The organism is Dickeya sp. ws52, from assembly GCF_007210685.1.
In the GTDB taxonomy this organism is placed as follows: Bacteria; Pseudomonadota; Gammaproteobacteria; order Enterobacterales; family Enterobacteriaceae; genus Dickeya; species Dickeya chrysanthemi.
In genome coordinates this window covers 139,929-162,330 of the sequence record NZ_SZVX01000009.1, presented here as the reverse complement: position 1 = coordinate 162,330, position 22,402 = coordinate 139,929, and the positions used below count along the sequence as shown (strand labels likewise).

The following is a 22,402-nucleotide window of genomic DNA, read 5'->3' as shown; positions in this document are numbered from 1 at the left end:
ATGACTATGAAAAAAATTATCCTCCCTGTTTTAGCCTTGTCGGCCGCCATTCTGGTTGCTGGTTGCGATTCTCAGAACAGCAACGAAAAGGTGCTGCGTATCGGCGCCACCGGGCAGAGTTATCCGAGTTCCTTCAAACAGGACAGCAAGCTGGTCGGGTTTGACGTGGAAGTGGCGGAGACCATCGCCAAGGATCTGAACTATAAAGTCGAGTGGGTGACGGCGGATTTCAGCGGCCTGATGGGGCAACTGGAAGCGAATAAGCTGAACACTATCGCCAACGTGGTGGCGATTACCCCGGCGCGTCAGGAGAAATACGGCTTCTCCACACCGTACAGCTACTACGGCAGTCAGATTGTCACGCATAAAGACAATACCGGCATCAATACACTGGATGACCTGAAAGGCAAAACCGTAGCGGGTGTGCTGGGCTCCAACCACGTCAACAACCTGAAAAAAGCCTTTGCCGACGGCAGCGTCACTATCCGCACCTATGAAACCCGCGATGGCGCGATGAGCGATGCGCTGGCCAAGCGTGTTGAAGGTTACATCAATTCCCGCCCGATCCTGCTGGCGGAAATTAACAAACGCAACCTGCCTTTCAAGATGGTGGGTGAACCGCTGGTGGTAGAGCAGGTCGGTTTCCCATTCCATAAAGATCAGAAAGGTGACGAATTGCGCAAGAAGTTCGATGACGAACTGACCAAAATGCGCAACGACGGCCGTCTGAAAGCCTTGTCTGTCAAATACTTCGGTGAGGATATTACGGCGGGCAAATAATCCCTCCAGCTCACTCAACCCCTGCGACGCCAGCCTGACTGAGAGCTGGCGTCAGCTGTAATGGTATGGTTCATGAATATCGATCTTTCCTACCTGCTGAAGGTTTTTCCCCAGGTACTGATGTACTTACCCACCACACTGCTGCTGGCGGTGGTGTCGATGCTGGTTGCCATCGTGCTGGGACTGGTGCTGGCGCTGATTCGTGAGAGTCGGTTTGTGGTGGTGTCGAAACTGGTGGAAATCTATATTTCGCTGTTTCGTGGCATCCCGTCGTTGGTTCAGTTGTTCATTATCTATTTCGGTCTGCCGCAGCTGTTCCCGTCACTGAATGGTTTGTCTGCCATGACGGCGGCGATTATCGGGTTCAGCCTGAAGAACTCCGCTTATATGGCGGAAATTTTCCGGGCGGCACTGGCATCGGTAGATTTCGGTCAAACCGAAGCGGGCCTGTCGGTGGGAATGAACAAAGTACAGATTTACCGCCGTATTGTGCTGCCGCAGGCGATGCTCAATGCGCTGCCGGCGACCGGCAACACCTTCATTTCACTGATTAAAGATACCTCGGTGGCCTTTGCGCTTGGTGTGTCGGAGTTGTTTGCCGAAGGCAAGATGATTGCGGCCGAATCGCTGCGCTTCTTCGAAACCTTCCTGGTGGTGGGGCTGATTTACTGGCTGCTCATCGTGGTCTATTCCTGGCTGCAATCTCAGCTGGAGAAGAAACTCAGCCACTCACGGCAGCGTTAAGGAGCCGACATGATTAGTGTAAAAAACCTGACTAAACGTTTTGGCGACCAGGTCGTGCTGAACGACATCAGTCTGGATATCGCGCAGGGCGAAGTGGTGGCGATTATCGGGCCTTCCGGCTCGGGCAAATCCACCCTGTTGCGGTGCCTGAATCTGCTGGAAAAACCGGAGTCCGGCGTTATCGCCATCGGTGAGCAGTCGCTGGATACCCGCCGCTATAGCAGCAAGGAAGAGTATGCGCTTCGGCGCCAGACGGCGATGGTATTCCAGAACTACAACCTGTTCAAAAACAAGACCGCGCTGGAAAACATCACCGAAGCCCTGATTGTGGTAAAGAAGATGTCGAAAAAGCAGGCGGACGAGATAGGGTTATCATTGCTGGAACTGGTGGGGTTGTTGCCGCAGGCGCATCAATACCCGGTGACATTGTCTGGCGGTCAGCAGCAGCGTGTCAGCATTGCTCGTGCGCTGGCAGTGGATCCGAAAGCCATCCTGTTTGACGAACCGACATCGGCGCTCGATCCGGAACGTGTACATGAAGTGCTGCAGGTTATCCAAAAACTGGCGGGACAGAACACCACCATGGTGATCGTAACCCATGAAATGCAGTTCGCCAAAGAAGTGGCGGACCGGGTGATCTTCATGGCTGACGGACACATCGTGGAGCAGGGACCGGCGGAGAAAGTGATCAGTTTCTCCGATAACCCACAGACCCGTCGCTTCCTGCGGCAGCTCACCACGATTCAGGAACCGTCAGAGTTCGATATCTGATTAATAACGTATTCACCTGCAGCCCGGCTCGTCGGGCCAGCCCTATGATGACGGGGCAGAAGAAGAGGAGTGACCCTACATGAAAGAGTATGCTCAGCATGTGCCGTTGGCGCAGTTTATTCAGGCGTTCCGGCACGACTTGCATCAGCATCCGGAATTGTCCAATCAAGAGTTTGAAACCACGAAAAAAATTCGTGCCGTACTGGAAAAAGAAGGCATCCGCATTCTTGATCTACCGCTAAAAACCGGTCTGGTAGCGGAAGTCGGCGGCTTGCAGGATGGCCCGTTGGTGGTGGTACGTTCCGATATTGACGCTCTGCCGATTGAAGAAGAGTCCGGCGTCGAATTTAGTTCGAAGAATACCGGCGTGATGCACGCCTGTGGGCACGATTTTCACTCATCGGCGGCGCTGGGCGCGGCGATTTTGCTTAAACGCATCGAGCCGGAACTGAAAGGTACTGTGCGCATTCTGTTTCAGGCGGCGGAAGAAACCGGATTGGGCGCGCCGGAAGTGATTGCCGTCGGCGCACTTGACGGTGCCAGCGCCATTTTCGGCATTCATAACGACCCAACGTTACCTGTCGGTGTGATTGGCGGTAAAGACGGCGCACTGACCGCCGGGGTGGACCGTTTCGAAATCAAGATTGCCGCCAAAGGATGTCACGCTGCTAAACCGCATGAAGGCAACGATCCGATCATTATTCTGGGGCAGCTGATTTCCGCGGTGCAGACTATCATCAGCCGCACTGTGCCGTCAGACAACAACGCGGTGGTGTCGATAACTCAGGTCCACAGCGGCAGCACCTGGAATGTGATTCCGGACACCGCCTATGTGGAAGGTACTGTGCGTACGTTCAGTCAGGAGGTACGCGATCTGATCGAACAGCGTTTCCGCCAGATTGTCGACGGTATCGCCAGCACTTTCGGCGCAGAAATCGAATTTATCTGGCACGCAGGGCCGCCGTCGGTAGTGAACACGCCGCGCTGGGTGGATTTTGCGTTGCAGGTGGCGGATGCCGAAGGGTTTGAGGCGCGCCGCGTTGACGCCAGCCCGATCGGCGAAGACTTTGCGTTCTACCAGCAAAAGCTGCCGGGCACCTTTATGATGGTGGGTTCCGGCGGCCCGTACGCGCTGCATCACCCGAAATTCCGGGTGGATGACAAGGCACTGTTCCCGACCGCGCATTATCTGTATCAACTGGCGAAGCAAAGCCTGGATCAACTGTCGCAGACGGCCTGATTGCCAGCCATACCATGATTGACGACGACGGCCACGGTTATCCGTGGCCGTGTTGTCTCTGGCTCGGGTAAACATGGGTTGTAGTTTTTTGACGACAGTATAGGGGTTTGTTGTCGCTGATAAGAGACATATAACCAATTGAATTTTAAAAGATATAAATAGTATCACCAGAGATGTCTCTGATTAGCGACAGTGTAAACAAGAGGGCGTCTGGTTTTTCAGCAGATAGGATGTACCGGCAGTCAACGTCACATCATTATTAATTCTTTATTTATCAATAAATAACATTTTTTATCTTATTTTTATTTAAAGTTGGCACTATTAATGCATTGTTGCGGGGGTAGATGCTCATTCCACCTTCTATGTTTGCTTCGGCTTCATAAACCTGGGAATGACGCAGAGCCATTTACGGTGCCTGGCGTTCGGTTATTGATGAAGTGTTGTTTCATCGCGGTTGAACGCAACGTTGAGTGGGGCACCTTAAAGTTGTCTTTCAGACCTGATCTTTATTGCACGCTTGTCGCTGGTCGGCAAGCGTTTTTTTTCGCCATTATTTAGTGAAATCATGGCGTTATCTGAGGAATAAATGTGAGAACCGGCGCGATGGCGCCGGTTTGGGTCGTTCAGGCGTCTTGGGGTGCCTGTAGCGTCAACAACAAGCCGTCACGCCGCATACGGGCGGCGTCTTCGGGGCGCTTTAGCCGGTCGAAGGCATCAGCGCACCAGGCGTAATCATAGGCATCCGGCCGTAGCGCCAGCGCGGCGGAGAATGCATCGCTGGCTTGTTGCCACTCTCCATGTTTCATCAGCAATTGCCCCAGCGTGCTGTGTAACAGTGCATCGTTATGGTGCTGCTTCAGGCGTTGGCGCAACAGTTTTTCCAGCGGTTCAGGCTGGCCGGCATTCAGACGGGGAATCAACTGCACCAGCCGATGGTCAAACTGCTGCTTTAGCCCATCGACAACGATGTCTTGCGCCGTCGTGTGGTCATCACACACGATCAGCCGCTCGGCCATCGCCACCTGCATCGGTAGCGCCTGACGCGCTTTGCGCGGTTGGTTTTTCCACCATTGCTTCAGCCCTTCGCTGCCGCCTTCCGCCATCGCTTGATCCATCAGGCCGATAGTGGCTCGCTGCTGCAGTTCGTCCAGATTCGGCTCATCATGCAACCGGGTTTTGCGCATCGCCGGCAGAATATCTAGCAGCGCGCTGTAGGCGTGGGTGCGCAGAAACGCCTGTTCCGCCAGACGCAGCACCTCCGGGTGGCGCGGCGCCACTTCCAGTAAACGATCTACGCCGTGGCGGGCGGCATGATCTTCGTTACGCGCCAGTTGGATGCGTACGCGGGTGATATCCACCGGTAACTGGTTGCTGTCGGCGATTTCCGCTGCCCGTTCCAGATATTGCCGGGTACGGAATTCGTCGCCGCGTTGCTGAGCCGCTTCCGCCGCCAGCAGATAGTTCACGACCGGCTGCTCGGCATGATCGGCATTGCGGGTCAGCAATTTTTCCACCTGCAGATAGTCGCCTTCGGTCAGTTTCAACAATGCGGCTTTAGTCTGTTGACGCGCCCGGGTGCGTTTACGTCCAATGAACCAGCCGCGAGTACGTACACCGGTACGCAGTACCCGGCGCACTACCCATTCCACCGCCAGAAAAGCCAGCATGAACAGTACCAGCATGATCACTAACCCGGTGACGCTGGTTTCAATGTTGTAACTGTCGGTTTGGATCAACACGTAACCCTGATGACCGGCCAGCATGGGGCCCACGATAATACCGGCGATCAGTACCACAAATAACAGAAGTACCTTCAGCATACTCAGCCCTCCTGTGGTGTGGCGGATGCGGATGGCTGCGCCAACAGGTTGCGAACCCGGGTTTGCATCAGTTTATCCAGTAACGGCTGGCTTTGTAGTTCGCTCGGTACATCCATCGCCACCGATTGTTGGCTCAATGTATCTAATTGATCCAAAAACGCTTTGGTGGTTGGATCGCTTTCGTCAAAGTAGGCGCGTACCCAGGTTGCGGCGGTTTCCAACGACTGGCGGTAGGTCTCGTTCTGATGGCGCGGCACTGCTTGCGCCGCGACCAACAAGCGGGAGCGGATGTTTTCACGCAGATACACATCCTGATTCGGCGCCAGCAGCGGTTCAGCGCTGTCGTCACGGCGATGAATAGTAATGAAATCCGACAGGAAATTGTGCCAGCTCTTGCTCAGATTTTGCCGCCATTCACTCACCGAGGCCGACAAGGTGGAGTCGTTTTCTTCCATCGGCGCTTCATCGGTATCGGTATCCGCCAGACGCAGGCTGTCCACCTGATCGGCCAGTTGGTTCACTTTCAGGATGATGCCGTCGAAATCCACCTGGCTGACACCCGCCAACATACCGATGTCGTGGGTGATGGCTCGTCGTACGTCGAGGAGGCTCGGGTCATTCATGTCGGCCAGGCTGGCGTCGGCGCTTTTGAGCAAGGCACCGGCGGTGGTGACGTCTTTGTCACTCCATAATTTTCGACCTGCCTGTTTCACCAGAAAATCAGCTTGCGCCAGCAACCAGGTTTTTGAGTCGCTGTTGGCGAGGGTTGCCAGTTTTTCCTGCATTTCCCCAGCCTGCCGAGTCAAGGCGGCCAGACGTTGCCCGTCGGCACTCAAGGTTTTAGCCTGCTGATCCAGCGTTTGCTGCCATTGCTGTTGCGCTTGTGATTGTTGTTTTTGCAATGCCGCGAGTTGTTCCTGTAATTGGTTTAGCGCGGCATTCTGGCGGGCCATTTGCTGGTGGGCGTAATAATACACGCCGCCGCTCAGCGCCAGCGAAACCACGATAGCGATGGCGCCCACGACCAGACCGTGTCGCGGCGCTTTGGAAACAGGCGGCTGTTTTTGCGGTGAGGAGGATTCAGCTCGTTCAACCACCTCTTCGGAAGGCGTTGAGGAGGTAATGTGTTCCGTCATATGAGTACATCCTATGATCAGGGTAATGGTAAGTAATCCAGGGTCTGGTTTCGTCGCATAACGAAGCCGCGTAACCGCATGAGCAACATCACTGTAGCGCGCGCATCAGCGCATCGTTGTCCGCGTTATCGGCGATCAAAATATCGCGCCAGCCTAACTCGCGGGCCACACCGGCCAGGCGTTCGCTAACCACCACGACCCGGCAACCCGTCAGCCAGGTCGTGCGATAATAATCAGGCACCAAAGTATAGAACTGTTGCAGCATTTCTCCGCTGGTGATCACCAGCGTATCGATACCGAGGCGTTGCCAGCGCTGACATTGTTCCGCGCCGTCGTAGACCACCGGGTTACGCTGATAACATTCGCAGTAGCGCACCTGCGCGCCGCGTTGCTGCAAGGTTTCGCCGAGCAGTTCCCGCCCGCCATTACCGCGCAGCAGCAACGCCTGCTTACCCGTTACCTGTTGTAACTCCGGGGATTGCAATAATGTTTCGCTGGTTGCGCGTTCCGGCGGGTAGTGTACCGGCAAACCGCTGACGGTATGCAAAGCCAGCCCGGTAGAGCGGCCTACCGCAAAGTAGGTGAGTGACTCCGGCCAGCGCATTCCAGCGCGTGACAGCGCCGGATCGGCATATTCCACGACTTGTTGCGATAAGGCGAAGACTAAATCGCCGGGGCGTAGCGCCTGTAACATGGCAGGCAATTGCGGCAATTCGTCGCCCGGAGAAAATTCGATTAACGGACTGTGGTAGGCCGGCAGGCCTGCCATTCTGAGACGGGCTACCAGCTGCTCACCCGCAGGAGAGGGACGGGTAACCAGAATCGTCATGACGAGGCTCCTCCGTAAACCGATTGCAGAATATCACGCGCGCCGCGTTCTAGTAGTTCGTCCGCCAGGGCGATGCCAAGTGTTTCGGCATCCTGACGCGAGCCGCGGCGTTCGGCATAAATAATGCGGCTGCCGTCCGGTGCGCCCACCAGCGCCCGCAGATATAACGTCTCATCCTGCAGTTCGGCGTAACTGCCGATAGGAACCTGGCAACCGCCTTCGAGCCGGGTATTCATCGCCCGCTCGGCCAGCACCCGCGTTGCGGTATCCTCATGATTGAGCGGTGCCAGCAGTGCGCGGGTACGGGCGTCATCCAGCCGGCACTCCACGCCAACCGCGCCCTGACCGACCGCCGGCAACGATTGTTCCGGGCTGAGCGCGGTACGGATACGATGTGCCAGACCGAGGCGTTTTAGCCCCGCAACCGCCAGAATAATTGCGTCGTAGTCGCCGTTATCCAGTTTGGATAAGCGGGTGCCGACGTTACCGCGCAGATCACGCACGACCAGGTCCGGCCGGTAGGCGCGCAACTGGCATTGGCGACGCAAGCTGGAAGTCCCTACGCAAGCGCCTTCCGGCAGATCGTCAAGCGTAGCGTAGTGGTTGGAGACAAAGGCGTCGCGCGGATCGTCACGCTCACAGATGGTGACCAGCCCCAGCCCCTCAGGAAATTCGACCGGTACATCTTTCATGGAATGCACCGCGATATCGGCACGGTTTTCCAGTAGCGCCAGCTCTAACTCTTTGACGAACAATCCTTTTCCACCGACTTTGGCCAGCGGTGTATCCAGCAATACATCGCCGCGGGTGACCATTGGCACCAGTTCAACCTGTAAACCGGGGTGGCAGTCCTCCAGACGCTGCTTCACAAAGTGAGCCTGCCATAATGCCAGCGGGCTCTGTCGGGTGGCGATTCTTAGAATAGTGTCTACCATGCTCGTACCGTATTGATCCTTTTTGTCCATCGTACCATTGAAGGCGAGCCGGTGTCAGTTGCCCGGCCGTGGTGGTGATGGGCGCGTGAGACGACAAAACCTTGTTCAGGGATAGCCGGAAGTCGCAAAAGCGGCGATAATATGTTCAACGCTGAAGCATCAATAAACAAATCCGACTTTCTTTAGTTTCTTTACGCCCTTTCGGCAAGGTGTTAAATTGATCACGTTTCCAGCAATAAACTGCTCGCCATTCTTCCAATATCTATCTTGGGCAGGCTGGAAAACAACGGCTTCTTTATAGGCACTGGGATAAGCAGGCGAAACGTCTTGTACTTCTACATCGAGACACTGAAGCAAAGACTGGATGCGATCAACCAATTGCGTGTGGATCGTGCTCTGGAAGCAATGAAACCCGCTTTTCAGCAGGTTTACAGTCTTTTGCCAGTTTTATTACATCATCATCATCCGCTGATGCCTGGCTATCTTGAAGGTAAGGTTCCGCACGGCATTTGTCTTTTCTCCGCGGATGAAAAACAGCAACACTACCTCGATAGCGTGGAATTGCGCTGGGGCGAGTTGTCTGTGCCGGATCGCAAAGGCGAATTGCCGATCACCGGCGTCTATTCTATGGGCAGCACCTCGTCCATCGGTCAGAGTTGCAGTTCCGATCTCGACATTTGGGTGTGCCACCAATCCTGGCTGGATAGCGAAGAGCGCCAGCGTCTACAGCAAAAATGCTCGCTGTTGGAAAAATGGGCGGCCGGCCAGGGCGTCGACGTCAGCTTTTTCCTGATGGATGAAAACCGCTTCCGCCATAACGAGAGCGGCAGCCTCGGTGGTGAAGACTGCGGCTCCACCCAGCATATCCTGTTGCTGGACGAGTTTTACCGTACCGCGGTGCGTATGGCAGGCAAGCGCATTTTATGGAATATGGTGCCGGTGGAAGAAGAAGAGCACTATGATGAATTCGTGCTTTCTCTGTATGCCCGCGGCGCATTGGCGCCGAATGAATGGCTGGATTTGGGCGGGCTGAGCGCGCTGTCGGCGGAAGAATACTTTGGCGCCAGCTTGTGGCAGTTGTATAAGAGCATTGACTCCCCTTATAAAGCGGTGCTGAAAACCCTGCTGCTGGAAGCCTACTCCTGGGAATATCCTAATACCCGGTTGTTGTCGAGCGAGATCAAAACGCGTTTGCACAACGGCGAAATTGTCTCGTTCGGGTTGGATCCCTACTGCATGATGTTGGAGCGCGTCACCCAATATCTGAATGCGATTAATGACCCGACCCGACTGGATCTGGTGCGTCGCTGTTTCTACCTCAAAGTTTGTGAAAAGCTCTCCCGCGAGCGGGCCTGTACCGCCTGGCGCCGCCAGATCCTGACGCAGTTGGTACAGTCCTGGGGATGGAGCGACGAACGGCTGGTGATGCTGGATAACCGCGCCAACTGGAAAATCGGGCAGGTGCGCGAGGCGCACAACGAGCTGCTGGATGCGATGATGCAAAGCTATCGCAACCTGATCCGCTTTGCCCGCCGCAATAATCTGAGCGTTAGCGCCAGTCCACAGGATATCGGGGTACTGACCCGTAAACTGTATGCCGCCTTCGAGGCGTTGCCGGGCAAGGTGACGCTGGTAAACCCGCAGATTTCCCCCGACTTGTCGGAACCGAATCTGACCTTTATTTATGTGCCGGCGGGGCGTGCTAATCGTTCCGGCTGGTATCTGTACAATCAGGCGCCGTCGATGGACGCCATCGTCAGTCATCAGCCGCTGGAATATAACCGCTATCTCAACAAGCTGGTGGCTTGGGCGTATTTTAATGGCCTGCTGACCTCTGCCACCCGTTTGCATATCAAAGGCCATGAGCTGTGCGATATCACCCGGTTGCAGGAACTGGTGTCGGATGTGTCCAGCCATTTCCCGCTACGTGTCGCGGCACCTACGCCGAAAGCGTTGTACAGCCCGTGTGAGATTCGCCATCTGGCGATTATCGTTAATCTGGAGCATGACCCGACGGCGGCATTCCGCAATCAGGTGGTGCATTTTGATTTCCGCCAGTTGGATGTCTTTAGCTTCGGCCAGCAACAGCAATGTCTGGTCGGCAGTATTGATTTGCTGTACCGCAATTCGTGGAATGAGGTGCGTACTCTGCATTTCAGCGGCGAGCAGGCGATGTTGGAAGCGCTGAAAACCATTCTTGGCAAAATGCATCAGGACGCCGCCTTGCCGGAGTCGCTGGAAGTGTTCTGTTATAGCCAGCATTTGCGCGGTTTGATCCGGACCCGTGTGCAGCAATTGGTGTCTGAATGCATTGAGTTGCGTCTGTCCAGTACCCGTCATGAGCCCAGCCGCTTTAAGGCAGTGAAGGTCGCGGGTGAAACCTGGGGATTGTTCTTCGAGCGTTTGAGCGTCTCGGCGCAGAAACTGGAAAATGCGGTGGAGTTCTACGGCGCGATTTCCAATAACAAGTTGCAAGGGCTGCCGGTTCAGGTGGAAACCAACCATATTCACCTGCCGCCGGTGGTGGATGGCGTCGCGAGCGAAGGTATAATCCAGTTCTTCTTTGAAGATCAGCCGGATAATCAGGGTTTCAATATCTATATTCTGGATGAATCGAACCGGGTGGAAGTTTATCACCACTGCGAAGGCAGCAAAGAAGAGTTGGTGCGCGATGTCAGCCGTTTCTACTCCTCATCGCATGATCGCTTTACCTACGGTTCCAGCTTTATCAATTTCAACCTGCCGCAGTTCTATCAGATCGTTCAATTGGACGGCCGCACGCAGGTGATCCCGTTTCGCAGCAGCGCGCTGTCTCATCTGTGCGTCACCCCCTCGTCTGAGGACAAGCCGAATCTGGTATTGAGCCAACGTTTGCAGATGCTCTGATTCAGGGCGGGCAATCCGGGATGCATGACAGTTGGGGCGAACGCGCCCCAATCTGTTTTAGTCGAAATGAATCTCTTCGCCACTTTGTTCCGAGCAAGCCTGCGCCAGCAGGGTCATGAAATCACTGCCGCTTCGGTCGCAAATCCAGCGGTTGTTCTGATAGTCGAAGTGGTAGCCGCCGCTTTTGGCCGCCAGCCAGACCTGATGCATCGGTTCCTGCCGATTGATTACGATCTTGCTGCTGTTTTCAAAACTCAGCGTCATCACGCCGCCGTTGGTTTCGTAATCGATATCCGCATCGCCATCAAACTGATCCAGCGTTTCTTCTATCTTTAGCATCAGCGTGTCGGCTAATTGATGAAACTCGCTATCGTTCATATTCGATTCCTATTGATTTTCATGATCCACCTGCGATTATAGAGAGCATAGGTATCCGAATGACAGGTTTTAACGAAATGAAAACTCTTTTTCGTCAGGGCGCACTGGCACTACTGGTGCTGTCGCTGGCTGGTTGTGGTTTAAAAGGCCCGCTCTATTTTCCGCCAGAGCAGCCGGTTCCGGCTAAAAAAACGCAGCAGCAAAACACCCAGGCTCCGCAAGCATCATCCGCACGGCAGTAGCCGCCGTGGTACGTAGGATGATTGAGGGTAATCTCGCGGGCTGCGACAGAATCACTGGCGCGCCCGTTTAACGCAGCGGGGTCAGGAAATGCAGTTCTCTAAAATGCACGGTCTGGGCAATGATTTCATGGTTGTCGATGCCGTGACGCAGAATGTCTATTTTTCACCGGAACTGATCCGCCGCTTGTCGGATCGGCATTGTGGGGTGGGGTTTGATCAACTGTTGATCGTCGAACCGCCTTACGATCCCGAACTGGATTTTCACTACCGGATCTTCAATGCCGACGGCAGCGAAGTGGCGCAGTGTGGCAATGGTGCGCGCTGCTTTGCGCGTTTTGTCCGCCTGAAAGGGTTGACCAGCAAGCGTGAAATTAACGTCAGTACGCATAACGGCCGCATGGTGCTGTCGGTAACGGAAGATGAACTGGTGCGGGTCAATATGGGCGAGCCCAATTTTGAGCCTCAGCAGGTGCCGTTTCGCGCCGTGAAGCCGGAAAAAACCTATATTCTGCGTGCCGCTGAACGCACGGTATTGTGCGGCGTGGTGTCGATGGGTAACCCGCACTGCGTGCTTCAAGTGGAAAATGTCGATAGCGCGTCGGTGGAAGAATTAGGGCCGTTGCTGGAAAACCATGAGCGCTTCCCGGAGCGCGCCAACGTCGGCTTTATGCAGGTGGTCAATCCCCATCTTATCCGGCTGCGTGTGTTCGAACGTGGCGCGGGTGAAACGCAAGCCTGTGGCAGCGGCGCTTGCGCTGCTGTGGCGGTCGGCATCCAGCAAGGGTTGCTGGCGGCGGATGTCAAAGTGCAATTGCCGGGCGGCGAACTGGACATTCATTGGGACGGCCCCGGCCAGCCGCTGTTTATGACCGGCCCGGCAACCCATGTTTATGATGGATTTATTCATCTATGAAAAATGTGGAAGAGCAGGCTGAACGTCAGGCGCTGACTGACGAACTGGTGTTGCAGCATCTGCGCCAGCACCCTGACTTTTTCATTCGCCATGCCCGCCAGGTTGAGACTTTGCATATCCCTCATCCGGTGCGTGGCAGCGTGTCGCTGGTGGAGTGGCAGCTCGCCCGCCAGCGTAACCGCATCCAGTTTCTTGAAGAAGAAATCGCCTTGCTGATGGAACAGGCGACTCGCAACGAAGAACTGTTCAGTCAACTGCTGCAGTTGCAGATGGCGCTTTCCACCGCCGATTCGTTGCAGGACCTGCTCGACCGGCTGCACCGTTGGGCGCGTGAACTGGGATTGGCGGGGGCGGCCATCCGCCTGTTTACCGACCGCTGGCGTATCGGTGCGCCTTCCGATTTCACCCATCTGTCGCTCAACCGGACGCTGTTCGAGCCGTTGCGTATTCAGCGGCTGGGCGAACGACAGCATTATCTTGGCACGCTAAACGGCCCGGAGCTGCTGCTGCTGCTGCCTCAGGCGCGTCATGTCGGTTCGGTGGCGCTATCGCTGATGGGAAAACACGGCGATTTGGGGCTGTTGATTTTCAGCAGCCGCGATAGCCACCATTATCAGGACGGCATGGGCACCGAACTGCTGCAACATCTGGCGACGGTCGTGCCGGTATTGCTGGAGCGATGGATTGAACGCCTATGAACCCCGATTCCCCCCTGTCGGCGCCGGCCGAAGCCTTTTTGCGTTATCTGCGGGTTGAACGGCAACTGAGCCCATTGACGCAACGCAGCTACGCCCATCAGTTACAGGTTATTATCGAGATGCTGTCGTCATCCGGCATTGCTGAGTGGCAGGCGCTGGATGCGGCCGGCGTGCGGGCGGTGGTCGCGCGCAGTAAGCGTGATGGGCTGAACGCCGCCAGTCTGGCGCAGCGTCTGTCGGCGTTACGCAGTTTGCTCGACTGGTTGGTCGGCCGTGGCGAACTCAAGGCCAATCCTGCCCGCGGCGTGCCTGCACCGAAAGCGGGGCGGCATCTGCCAAAGAATATGGATGTGGATGAAATGAACCGCCTGCTGGAGATCGATCTTAACGATCCGCTGGCAGTACGCGATCGCGCCATGCTGGAGGTGATGTACGGTGCCGGGCTGCGTCTGGCGGAGCTGGTCGGGTTGGACTGCGGGCACATCAATCTGGAAAGCGGCGAAGTGTGGGTGATGGGGAAAGGCAGTAAAGAGCGCAGGCTGCCTGTCGGTGCGACGGCGGTGACCTGGCTGACGCATTGGCTGGCGATTCGCGAGATTTATGCGCCAGAGGATGATGCCGTGTTTATCTCCAGTCTTGGCAAGCGCATTTCAATGCGTAACGTGCAAAAGCGTTTTGCCGAATGGGGCGTCAAACAAGGCGTGAACAGTCACGTAAATCCGCATAAGTTGCGGCATTCGTTTGCTACGCACATGCTGGAGTCCAGCGGCGATTTGCGCGCCGTGCAGGAGTTGTTGGGCCATGCTAACCTCTCCACCACCCAGATCTATACCCATCTGGACTTTCAACATCTGGCATCGGTGTACGATGCCGCGCACCCACGCGCCAAACGAGGTAAATCCTGATGTATTTTTATCGCCCGCTTGGCCGGATTGAGGCCATCACCTTCGATTTGGACGATACCCTGTACGACAACTATGAGGTTATCCGGCGTACGGAGCAGGAGTCGTTGCGGTTCTTGCAGCACTATCATCCTGGTTTACAGGCGTTCACCAGCGAAGGCTTGCGGCAGTTACGGCAGGAACTGTTGGCGCAGGAGCCGGAGATTTATCACGATGTCACACACTGGCGCTGGCGTTCGGTACATCTGGCGATGACCCGGGTGGGTTTGTCTCCCAATGAAGCGGCGGCAGGCGCAGATGCGGTGATGGCGGAGTTTGCCCGCTGGCGCAGCGACATCATGGTGCCGCAGGAAACCCACGACACATTACGTGCTTTAGGGCAACGCTGGCCGCTGGTGGCGATCACCAACGGTAATGCCGATCCCCATGCTTGCGGTCTTGGCGATTATTTTCAGTTTATTCTGCGCGCCGGCCCGGATGGCCGCTCCAAACCGTCCCATGATATGTACCAGCTCGCCGCCGAGCGGCTGAATTTACCGTTGCATAACCTGCTGCATGTGGGGGATGATCTGACCACCGACGTGGCAGGAGCTATCCGCAGCGGCGTACAATCCTGCTGGATTAACCTGCATGACGGCAACCTGATGCAGATTCACGATTCCCGACTGCTGCCGCATGTGGAAATTTTCAGTTTGGCATCGCTAACCACGTTGCTATAATCCTGCTACTTTTACTGTATATATGATCAGTGGAATTTGTCTCCGATCCGGAGGCTGGGTTCCCTTTTGACGGATAACCGACGCCTATGGACGTTTCTGACCTGCTCGACAGTCTGAATGATAAACAGCGTGACGCCGTGGCGGCGGCGCGCAGCAATATGCTGGTACTGGCTGGCGCAGGCAGCGGCAAAACCCGCGTTCTGGTGCACCGTATCGCCTGGTTGCTGACGGTGGAAAACTGCTCGCCGTATTCGATCATGGCGGTGACTTTTACCAACAAAGCGGCGGCGGAAATGCGCCACCGTATCGATCAGCTACTCGGCACCAGTCAGGGCGGGATGTGGATCGGCACCTTCCACGGGCTGGCGCACCGTCTGCTGCGTGCGCACCATCTGGATGCCGGTTTACCGCAGGATTTCCAGATTCTGGACAGCGAAGATCAATTGCGGTTGCTCAAGCGCCTGATTAAGGCGCTGAATCTGGATGAGAAACAGTGGCCGCCCCGTCAGGCGATGTGGTACATCAACGGCAAGAAAGACGAAGGGCTACGGCCACAGCACATCGACAGCTACGGCAACCCGGTGGAACAGACCTGGCTGCGCATCTATCAGGCTTATCAGGAAGCGTGCGATCGCGCCGGGTTGGTGGATTTTGCCGAACTGCTGCTGCGCGCTCATGAGCTGTGGCTCAACAAACCGCATATTCTCCAGCATTATCGCGACCGTTTTAACAACATTCTGGTGGATGAGTTTCAGGATACCAACCGTATTCAGTATGCCTGGATTCGCTTGTTGGCCGGCGACAGCGCCAAAGTGATGATCGTCGGCGACGACGACCAGTCGATCTACGGCTGGCGTGGAGCGCAGGTGGAGAATATTCAGCACTTCCTGCGCGATTTCAATGACGTGACGACCATCCGTCTGGAGCAAAATTACCGTTCCACCGCCAATATTCTCAATGCCGCCAACGCGTTGATTGCCCACAACGGCGATCGACTGGGTAAAAACCTGTGGACCGACGGCATTGAGGGCGAGCCGATTTCGCTCTACTGCGCGTTTAACGAACTGGACGAAGCGCGGTTTGTGGTCAACCGCATCAAGGTGTGGCAGGAAGCGGGCGGAGCGCTCAGCGAATGCGCCATTCTCTATCGCAGTAACGCCCAGTCGCGCGTACTGGAAGAGGCGTTGTTGCAGCAAAGCCTGCCGTATCGGATTTATGGCGGTATGCGCTTCTTCGAACGGCAGGAAATCAAGGACGCGCTGTCTTATCTGCGTTTGCTGACCAACCGCAACGACGATGCGGCCTTTGAGCGTGTGGTGAATACCCCGACGCGCGGCATCGGCGATCGCACCCTGGACGTGGTACGCCAGACGGCCCGCGACCGCCAGTTGACGTTATGGCAGGCGACGCGCGCGTTGTTGCAGGAAAAAGTATTGGCCGGGCGCGCCGCCGCGGCATTACAGCGCTTTCTGGAACTGGTGGATGCGCTCGCCAGCGACACCGCCGATTTACCGCTGCATGTGCAAACCGACCGGGTGATTCGTGATTCCGGGTTGTGGAGCATGTACGAGCAGGAGAAAGGTGAAAAGGGCCAGACTCGGGTGGAAAACCTGGAGGAGCTGGTGACGGCGACCCGCCAGTTCAGCTATCAGGATGAAGATCAGGATTTGCTGCCGTTGCAGGCGTTTTTGTCTCACGCCGCGCTGGAAGCCGGCGAAGGGCAAGCGGACGCCTATCAGGACGCGGTGCAACTGATGACGCTGCACTCCGCCAAAGGGCTGGAGTTCCCGCAGGTGTTCGTCGTCGGTATGGAAGAGGGGATGTTCCCCAGCCAGATGTCGTTGGATGAAGGCGGCCGTCTGGAAGAGGAGCGTCGGCTGGCTTATGTCGGCGTGACGCGGGCGATGCAGAAACTGACGCTGACTTACGCCGAAAGCCGCCGGTTATACGGTAAAGAGGCTTACCACCGTCCGTCACGCTTCATCGGCGAACTGCCGGTCGAATGTGTGGAAGAGGTGAGGTTGCGCGCCAGCGTCTCGCGCCCGGTCAATCATCAGCGATTGGGAACGCCGGTCAGCCAGAGCGACACCGGGTATAAGCTGGGGCAACGGGTGCGCCACGCCAAGTTCGGCGAAGGTACTATCGTTAACGTGGAAGGCAGCGGCGAACACTGCCGTATTCAGGTGGCGTTTGCCGGTCAGGGTATCAAATGGCTGGTGGCGGCTTACGCCCGTCTGGAGGCGGTCTAGTCTGCGTTTGTCCTGCGATGTATCGCCATGATGCATCGTTCCGCCGACGCTCATCGGATGTTACGGTTGGACACAGACTAATCATCTGTTTGTCTGTTGACAGCCTTTTTCATCTCGGCGTAACATGCGCGCATCATTATTCCCGGAGGACCCACGCCTTGGACACACCCAGTCGATACTGGCTCAATAACCTACTGATTAGGTATAACTTCTAAGGCTATCTTCCCCGCGCTGATAGCCTTAGAGGTTATCAGCGATATCGTTTTGTCGCATCGAGTCAGCACCGTCTCACGGCCTGAAACCTGATGGTGACGTTTCCCCACTCTGTTTCTGTGTTTCAATCGCGTTTTGTCCCTCTTTGTTACATTTTGGGAGCATGGCCTATGCTGAGCGCATTCAAACTCGATAACTGCCGTTTAACTCGCCTGGAACTGGATGAAAGCGACGATCTGACCACTTCACTATGGGTGGATTTGGTCGAACCGGACGTCGAAGAGCGAGAATTCGTGCAGAATCAGCTGGGACAAAGCCTGGCGACCCGACCGGAACTGGAAGACATCGAGGCATCGGCCCGTTTTTTCGAAGATGAAGACGGGCTGCATATTCACTCCTTTTTCTTTTTCGAAGACGCGGACGACCATGCCGGTAACTCCACGGTGGCGTTCACCATCCGCGATGGCCGTCTGTACACGTTGCGTGAGCGCGAACTGCCGGCTTTCCGTCTCTACCGTATGCGCGCCCGCGCTCAGACGCTGGTAGACGGCAATGCCTACGAACTGTTGCTCGACCTGTTTGAAACCAAGATTGAACAGCTGGCGGACGAAATCGAAAATATCTACAGCGATCTGGAATCCCTGAGCCGGGTGATCATGGATGGCCGTCAGGGCGATGAGTATGACGATGCACTGTCGACGCTGGCGGAGCTGGAGGACGTGGGCTGGAAAGTGCGCTTGTGCCTGATGGATACCCAGCGTGCGCTCAACTTCCTGGTGCGTCGGGCCCGTTTGCCGAGCGGTCAACTGGAACAGGCGCGCGAGATCCTGCGCGATATCGAATCGCTGTTGCCGCATAACGAATCGCTGTTTCAGAAGGTTAACTTCCTGATGCAGGCGGCGATGGGGTTTATCAATATCGAGCAGAACCGCATCATCAAAATCTTCTCGGTGGTCTCGGTGGTATTCCTGCCGCCGACGCTGGTTGCGTCCAGCTATGGTATGAACTTCGAATTCATGCCGGAACTGAAGTGGGCGTATGGCTATCCCGGCGCGCTGGTGCTGATGTTGCTGGCCGGTCTGGCGCCGTATCTGTACTTCAAGCGCCGTAACTGGCTGTAATACCGACCTTTCTCTGACGGATGACTCGTTGCTCATAAGACTGACGAGTCTCTGCCCGTCCTCTTACCCCCGACGATGTTTGATAACGGACAGATTTAGCATCGATAGATGTCCGCCTGACGGGCTTCCGCGGTAGAATTGCTTCTCTGCTTTGATGTTGTAACAGGTACTGTGCATGGAGAGGTTTCCCGCGTCGACACAATGGTTCATGCTGCTGGCGGTTTCGTTGGTGTTGGGGTTTGGTCTACAGATTTACCATGTGCCGGCAGCCCTGCTGCTGGGGCCGATGTTGGTAGGGGTGACCATGGGCCTGAATGGCGCGACGATCCGCATTCCCCGCCCGTTGTTTTACGCCAGTAACGCCGTGCTGGGTTGCCTGGTGGCGCAAAGTCTCTCCCTGTCTATCCTGACGCCGTTGGTGAAAGAGTGGCCGCTGGTTTTATTTATCTTGCTATCGACGCTGGTTGCCAGCGGGTTATCCGGCTGGTTGCTGATGCGCTACAGCGAGTTGCCGGGTACTACCGGCACCTGGGGGGCTTCTCCCGGAGGGGCCTCCGCCATGGTGGCGATGGCGGGCGATTTCGGCGCCGATGTCCGGCTGGTGGCGTTCATGCAGTATTTGCGGGTGCTGATGGTGACTGCGGCGGCGGCGTTTGTCGCTCGCGCCAGTCTTGGGCAAGATGCGCAAGCCAACAACGCCTTGCTGGTCTGGTTCCCCGAGCTGGACTGGCGTTTCCCGGCCACGCTGGCCGTCGCGTTTAGCGGCGCGTGGATCGGTCGGCGGTTGCGTATTCCTTCCGGACAATTGCTGGGGCCGATGATCATCGGCGCTATGTTGCATTCAACCGGCACGCTGGCATTGCAAACGCCGGAGTGGTTGCTGGCGCTGGCCTATGCGTTGATTGGCTGGAGCGTTGGGCTGGCGTTTACCCGGCCGGTATTTTTGCTGGCGTTGCGCACCCTGCCGAAAATGATGATGTCGATCGTCACGTTGATGGTGCTGTGCGGCGGGATGGCGCTGATGCTAACGCATCTGCTCTCGGTGGATATACTGACGGCGTATCTGGCGACCAGCCCCGGCGGGCTGGACTCCATTGCGATTATCGCCGCCGGCAGCCGGGTAGATATCGCGTTCGTTATCGCCATGCAGACGATGCGCCTGTTCTCTACCCTGATTTTCAGCCCGATTTTGTCACGTTACATCTCGCGTCACGCTGTGGCCGGCACGGCGTAACCGTCGCTGCATATAGAGCGCGTCGAGCGTGAATACGCCGAGCGCCAGCCAGATGAAGGCAAAGGTGACCAGTCGGTCCGGCGTGATGGTTTCGCCGTAGACCAGCACCGCCAACAGGAAGGTGAGCGTCGGCGCCAGATACTGAAAGAAGCCCAATGTCGATAAGCGCAGGCGGACGGCCGCGGCGGTAAACAGCAGCAGCGGCACGGTGGTGACGATGCCGGCCGCTATCAGCAGCAGATTGAGCGATAACGGATTTTGGCTAAGATGACTGGTCGGCGAATCGGCCAGCCATTCCAGATACACCAGCGCCGCAGGCAGCAACCACAGGGTTTCGAACAACATGCCGGTCTGGCCGTCGATGGCGATCTTTTTACGCAGCAAACCGTAAATGCCGAAGCTGAAGGCCAACGTGAGTGCAATTACCGGCAGTGAGCCGAGCGTCCACAACTGCACCAGTACGCCGCACACCGCCAGCAACATCGCCAGCCATTGCGTCGGGCGAAAGCGTTCCCCAAGAAATATCATCCCCAGCAGCACACTGACCAGCGGGTTAATGAAATAGCCCAGACTGGCTTCCAGCATATGGTTATGGTTGACCGCCCAGATATAAACCAGCCAGTTGCAGGCCACCAGGGTGGCGGTGATCGCCAGCAGCAATAACTGGCGCGGTCGCCGACAGGCGTTGCGCACCACGCCCCATTTACGGCACAGGCTCAGCAGCAACAGCATAAAAAGAAACGACCAGATAATCCGGTGGCTGAGAATTTCATCAGCCGGCACCTGCCCAAGCTGTTTGAAATAGATTGGGGCAATCCCCCAGAGGATATAGGCACCGAGGGCGAACAAAAACCCCTGACGGTGTTGTGGCATACTCATTGATAAGGAACCAATAACCCGCAGATGAAAAATCCAGTGTACCGGACCACAACGCGGGTGTCTTGTTGCGACACGCCGATTGACGCGTCTTTCAGATACGTTCAGCCAACGATGTAAGTGGCGATGGCACTGGCGATATGTGACTGTTTCTCATTGTGTAATTCAGCGCGCGCCACGGCGATTTTATTGCCGCTGCGTAATAGCTGGCTGGTCAGAATAAAATGTTCGCCGCGGCCCGGCCGTAGATAATCCACCCGCAGATCGATGGTGCCCATGCGTGATAGCCGGTGTTGTAATTCCTGCTCGCTCAGCGTGGTGTGACGCAACAGCGCACTGCCCACACAGACCAGCCCTGCCGCCACATCCAGACCGGCGGCGATCACCCCGCCGTGCAGAATCTGCTGCAATGCGTTCCCAACCAGTTTGTGTTGGTGGCGAAAATGCAGCGTGACCGCATCCGGCGAGAATGTCTCCAGTGTGAGCCCCAGCTCCTGATTAAACGGCATCTGATAAATGAAAATATCGCTGACACGCTGACGTACCGTGTCCTGAGTGAGCGGTGTAGTAAGCATGTGTAAGTCCTTAATCACGCCGACCGGGTGAGGCGGTTAATTTATATGTTGTTTTAGGTTAACGGACTGTTATTTTTGGTTGATGAATTATTATTTTAGGCGCCGTTATGGTTTCCCGCTACTGAGGGGCGTGATAAGGACTGGAAAACTGTGAAAAATGGGCGAGCTGTGTACACTGTCCACTGTGATTTCAGTTTGTTATCCAAGCCACATTACTATCATGATCCTTTGGGAGACGACGCACATGTATAAATCAGGTGGGATGGCGCTTGCGCTGATGCTGACGGCGACAGCGCAGGCGCAGGAAGCCCGTGTTCAGGAAATTCATGATGCGCCGGCCGTACCGGGCAGTATTATCGCCGGGCTGCTGCAAAAGCATGATACGCCGTTCATGCTTTACCCTTATGAAAGTAACTACCTGCTTTACACCTACACCAGCAATATCAATAAACAGGCGATCCAGAGCTACAGTTGGGCCGATCATGCCCGCAAAGACGAAGTGAACTTTCAGATAAGCCTGGGTTTCCCGTTGTGGCGCGGTATTGCCGGAGAAAATTCGTTGTTGGGGGCGTCTTATACCCAGCGTTCCTGGTGGCAGATGTCCAACAAAAGTGAATCGACCCCGTTTCGTGAAACCAACTACGAACCGCAGTTGTTCCTTGGCTGGGCGACCGACTACCGCTTTGCCGGCTGGACGTTGCGCGACGTGGAGTTGGGGTTCAATCATCAATCTAACGGACGTGCCGACCCGACGTCGCGCAGTTGGAATCGGGTCTATGCCCGCCTGATGGCGCAGAACGGTAACTGGCAGGTGGAGGTGAAACCCTGGGTTCGCCTGAGCGACAGTGAAGATGATAACCCGGATATCATCCGGTACATGGGGCACTATCGGGTACGGGTCGGCTACCACTGGGGAGACAGCATTTTCAGTGCCGAAGGCCGTTATAACTGGAACAGCGGCTACGGCGGCGGCGAGCTGGGGTGGAGTTATCCGATCACCGATCATGTTCGTTTCTATACCAAGGTATTCAGCGGCTACGGCGAGTCGTTGATTGACTACAACCACCGCCAAACCCGCTACGGTATTGGCGTGACGCTCAATGATATGTTTTAGTCATTTCATTATGATGCCGGGGTGATT

The 22,402-nt window shown here is 56.0% G+C and carries 22 protein-coding genes; 14 read left to right on the top strand and 8 right to left on the bottom strand.

What is annotated here, in order from left to right:
- From FDP13_RS10860 to FDP13_RS10845, 4 genes are all read left to right on the top strand, one after another.
- Positions 1-780 carry an amino acid ABC transporter substrate-binding protein gene (locus FDP13_RS10860; protein WP_012767955.1) on the top strand — a complete coding sequence of 260 codons (780 nt, stop codon included), beginning with the start codon at positions 1-3 and terminating at the stop codon, positions 778-780.
- A gap of 72 nt (positions 781-852) precedes the next feature.
- A complete protein-coding gene (locus tag FDP13_RS10855; protein ID WP_033576425.1) occupies positions 853-1,524 on the top strand; it encodes an amino acid ABC transporter permease in 672 nt (223 codons plus the stop codon).
- A 9-nt stretch (positions 1,525-1,533) separates the two neighbouring features.
- Complete coding sequence (locus FDP13_RS10850; RefSeq protein ID WP_012767957.1) at positions 1,534-2,295, top strand: amino acid ABC transporter ATP-binding protein; 762 nt, start codon at positions 1,534-1,536, stop codon at positions 2,293-2,295.
- 79 nt (positions 2,296-2,374) lie between these two features.
- Positions 2,375-3,535, top strand: a complete 1,161-nt coding sequence (locus FDP13_RS10845) for a M20 peptidase aminoacylase family protein (protein WP_143839435.1) — start codon at positions 2,375-2,377, stop codon at positions 3,533-3,535.
- Positions 3,536-3,809: 274 nt separating this feature from the next.
- On the opposite strand, the gene FDP13_RS21925 is transcribed toward FDP13_RS10845, so the two are convergent.
- From FDP13_RS21925 to hemC, 5 genes are all read right to left on the bottom strand, one after another.
- Positions 3,810-3,941, bottom strand: coding sequence for a hypothetical protein (locus tag FDP13_RS21925; protein ID WP_255582195.1), 132 nt, complete (start codon positions 3,939-3,941; stop codon positions 3,810-3,812).
- Between the two features lie 217 nt (positions 3,942-4,158).
- Positions 4,159-5,355 carry a protoheme IX biogenesis protein HemY gene (gene hemY, locus FDP13_RS10840; RefSeq protein ID WP_143839434.1) on the bottom strand — a complete coding sequence of 399 codons (1,197 nt, stop codon included), beginning with the start codon at positions 5,353-5,355 and terminating at the stop codon, positions 4,159-4,161.
- 2 nt (positions 5,356-5,357) lie between these two features.
- A complete protein-coding gene (hemX, locus tag FDP13_RS10835) occupies positions 5,358-6,491 on the bottom strand; it encodes a uroporphyrinogen-III C-methyltransferase (protein ID WP_143839433.1) in 1,134 nt (377 codons plus the stop codon).
- An 88-nt stretch (positions 6,492-6,579) separates the two neighbouring features.
- Positions 6,580-7,320, bottom strand: coding sequence for a uroporphyrinogen-III synthase (hemD, locus tag FDP13_RS10830; protein ID WP_012767961.1), 741 nt, complete (start codon positions 7,318-7,320; stop codon positions 6,580-6,582).
- Entirely contained in the window at positions 7,317-8,255 is a 939-nt protein-coding gene (gene hemC, locus FDP13_RS10825) for a hydroxymethylbilane synthase (RefSeq protein WP_027710655.1), read from the bottom strand. Before hemC ends, hemD begins: the two co-directional genes overlap by 4 nt.
- A 327-nt stretch (positions 8,256-8,582) precedes the next feature.
- On the opposite strand from hemC, the gene FDP13_RS10820 reads away from it, so the two are divergent.
- Positions 8,583-11,141, top strand: coding sequence for a class I adenylate cyclase (locus FDP13_RS10820; protein WP_033576403.1), 2,559 nt, complete (start codon positions 8,583-8,585; stop codon positions 11,139-11,141).
- Between the two features lie 57 nt (positions 11,142-11,198).
- On the opposite strand, the gene cyaY is transcribed toward FDP13_RS10820, so the two are convergent.
- Entirely contained in the window at positions 11,199-11,519 is a 321-nt protein-coding gene (gene cyaY, locus FDP13_RS10815; RefSeq protein ID WP_143839432.1) for an iron donor protein CyaY, read from the bottom strand.
- Between the two features lie 77 nt (positions 11,520-11,596).
- On the opposite strand from cyaY, the gene FDP13_RS10810 reads away from it, so the two are divergent.
- The 8 genes from FDP13_RS10810 to FDP13_RS10775 all read left to right on the top strand — a co-directional run bounded on the left by FDP13_RS10810 (position 11,597) and on the right by FDP13_RS10775 (position 19,810).
- A complete protein-coding gene (locus FDP13_RS10810) occupies positions 11,597-11,761 on the top strand; it encodes a lipoprotein (RefSeq protein ID WP_193745562.1) in 165 nt (54 codons plus the stop codon).
- 88 nt (positions 11,762-11,849) lie between these two features.
- On the top strand, positions 11,850-12,674 hold the full coding sequence (dapF, locus tag FDP13_RS10805) for a diaminopimelate epimerase (RefSeq protein WP_012767966.1): 825 nt from the start codon (positions 11,850-11,852) through the stop codon (positions 12,672-12,674).
- Positions 12,671-13,372 (top strand): DUF484 domain-containing protein, encoded by a 702-nt coding sequence (locus tag FDP13_RS10800; RefSeq protein ID WP_012767967.1) that lies wholly within the window; start codon positions 12,671-12,673, stop codon positions 13,370-13,372. The genes dapF and FDP13_RS10800 overlap by 4 nt, the downstream gene beginning before the upstream one ends.
- Complete coding sequence (gene xerC, locus FDP13_RS10795; protein ID WP_012767968.1) at positions 13,369-14,277, top strand: tyrosine recombinase XerC; 909 nt, start codon at positions 13,369-13,371, stop codon at positions 14,275-14,277. Before FDP13_RS10800 ends, xerC begins: the two co-directional genes overlap by 4 nt.
- Positions 14,277-14,993, top strand: coding sequence for a 5-amino-6-(5-phospho-D-ribitylamino)uracil phosphatase YigB (gene yigB / locus FDP13_RS10790; protein WP_143839431.1), 717 nt, complete (start codon positions 14,277-14,279; stop codon positions 14,991-14,993). Before xerC ends, yigB begins: the two co-directional genes overlap by 1 nt.
- A gap of 86 nt (positions 14,994-15,079) precedes the next feature.
- Positions 15,080-17,242, top strand: a complete 2,163-nt coding sequence (gene uvrD, locus FDP13_RS10785) for a DNA helicase II (protein WP_012767970.1) — start codon at positions 15,080-15,082, stop codon at positions 17,240-17,242.
- Between the two features lie 383 nt (positions 17,243-17,625).
- A complete protein-coding gene (corA, locus tag FDP13_RS10780; RefSeq protein WP_012767971.1) occupies positions 17,626-18,576 on the top strand; it encodes a magnesium/cobalt transporter CorA in 951 nt (316 codons plus the stop codon).
- A gap of 175 nt (positions 18,577-18,751) precedes the next feature.
- Positions 18,752-19,810: an AbrB family transcriptional regulator gene (locus FDP13_RS10775; RefSeq protein WP_012767972.1), complete on the top strand. Its 1,059-nt coding sequence runs from the start codon at positions 18,752-18,754 to the stop codon at positions 19,808-19,810.
- On the opposite strand, the gene rarD is transcribed toward FDP13_RS10775, so the two are convergent.
- Entirely contained in the window at positions 19,769-20,689 is a 921-nt protein-coding gene (rarD, locus tag FDP13_RS10770; RefSeq protein ID WP_012767973.1) for an EamA family transporter RarD, read from the bottom strand. The two genes, FDP13_RS10775 and rarD, sit on opposite strands and share 42 nt — an antisense overlap.
- Before the next feature lie 101 nt (positions 20,690-20,790).
- Positions 20,791-21,261 carry a thioesterase family protein gene (locus FDP13_RS10765; protein WP_012767974.1) on the bottom strand — a complete coding sequence of 157 codons (471 nt, stop codon included), beginning with the start codon at positions 21,259-21,261 and terminating at the stop codon, positions 20,791-20,793.
- 244 nt (positions 21,262-21,505) lie between these two features.
- Between FDP13_RS10765 and pldA the strand changes: the two genes are divergently transcribed.
- The gene (pldA, locus tag FDP13_RS10760; protein WP_029729798.1) at positions 21,506-22,375 is read left to right on the top strand and encodes a phospholipase A; all 870 of its coding nucleotides are present in this window, start codon (positions 21,506-21,508) and stop codon (positions 22,373-22,375) included.
- Positions 22,376-22,402 lie beyond the last annotated feature (27 nt).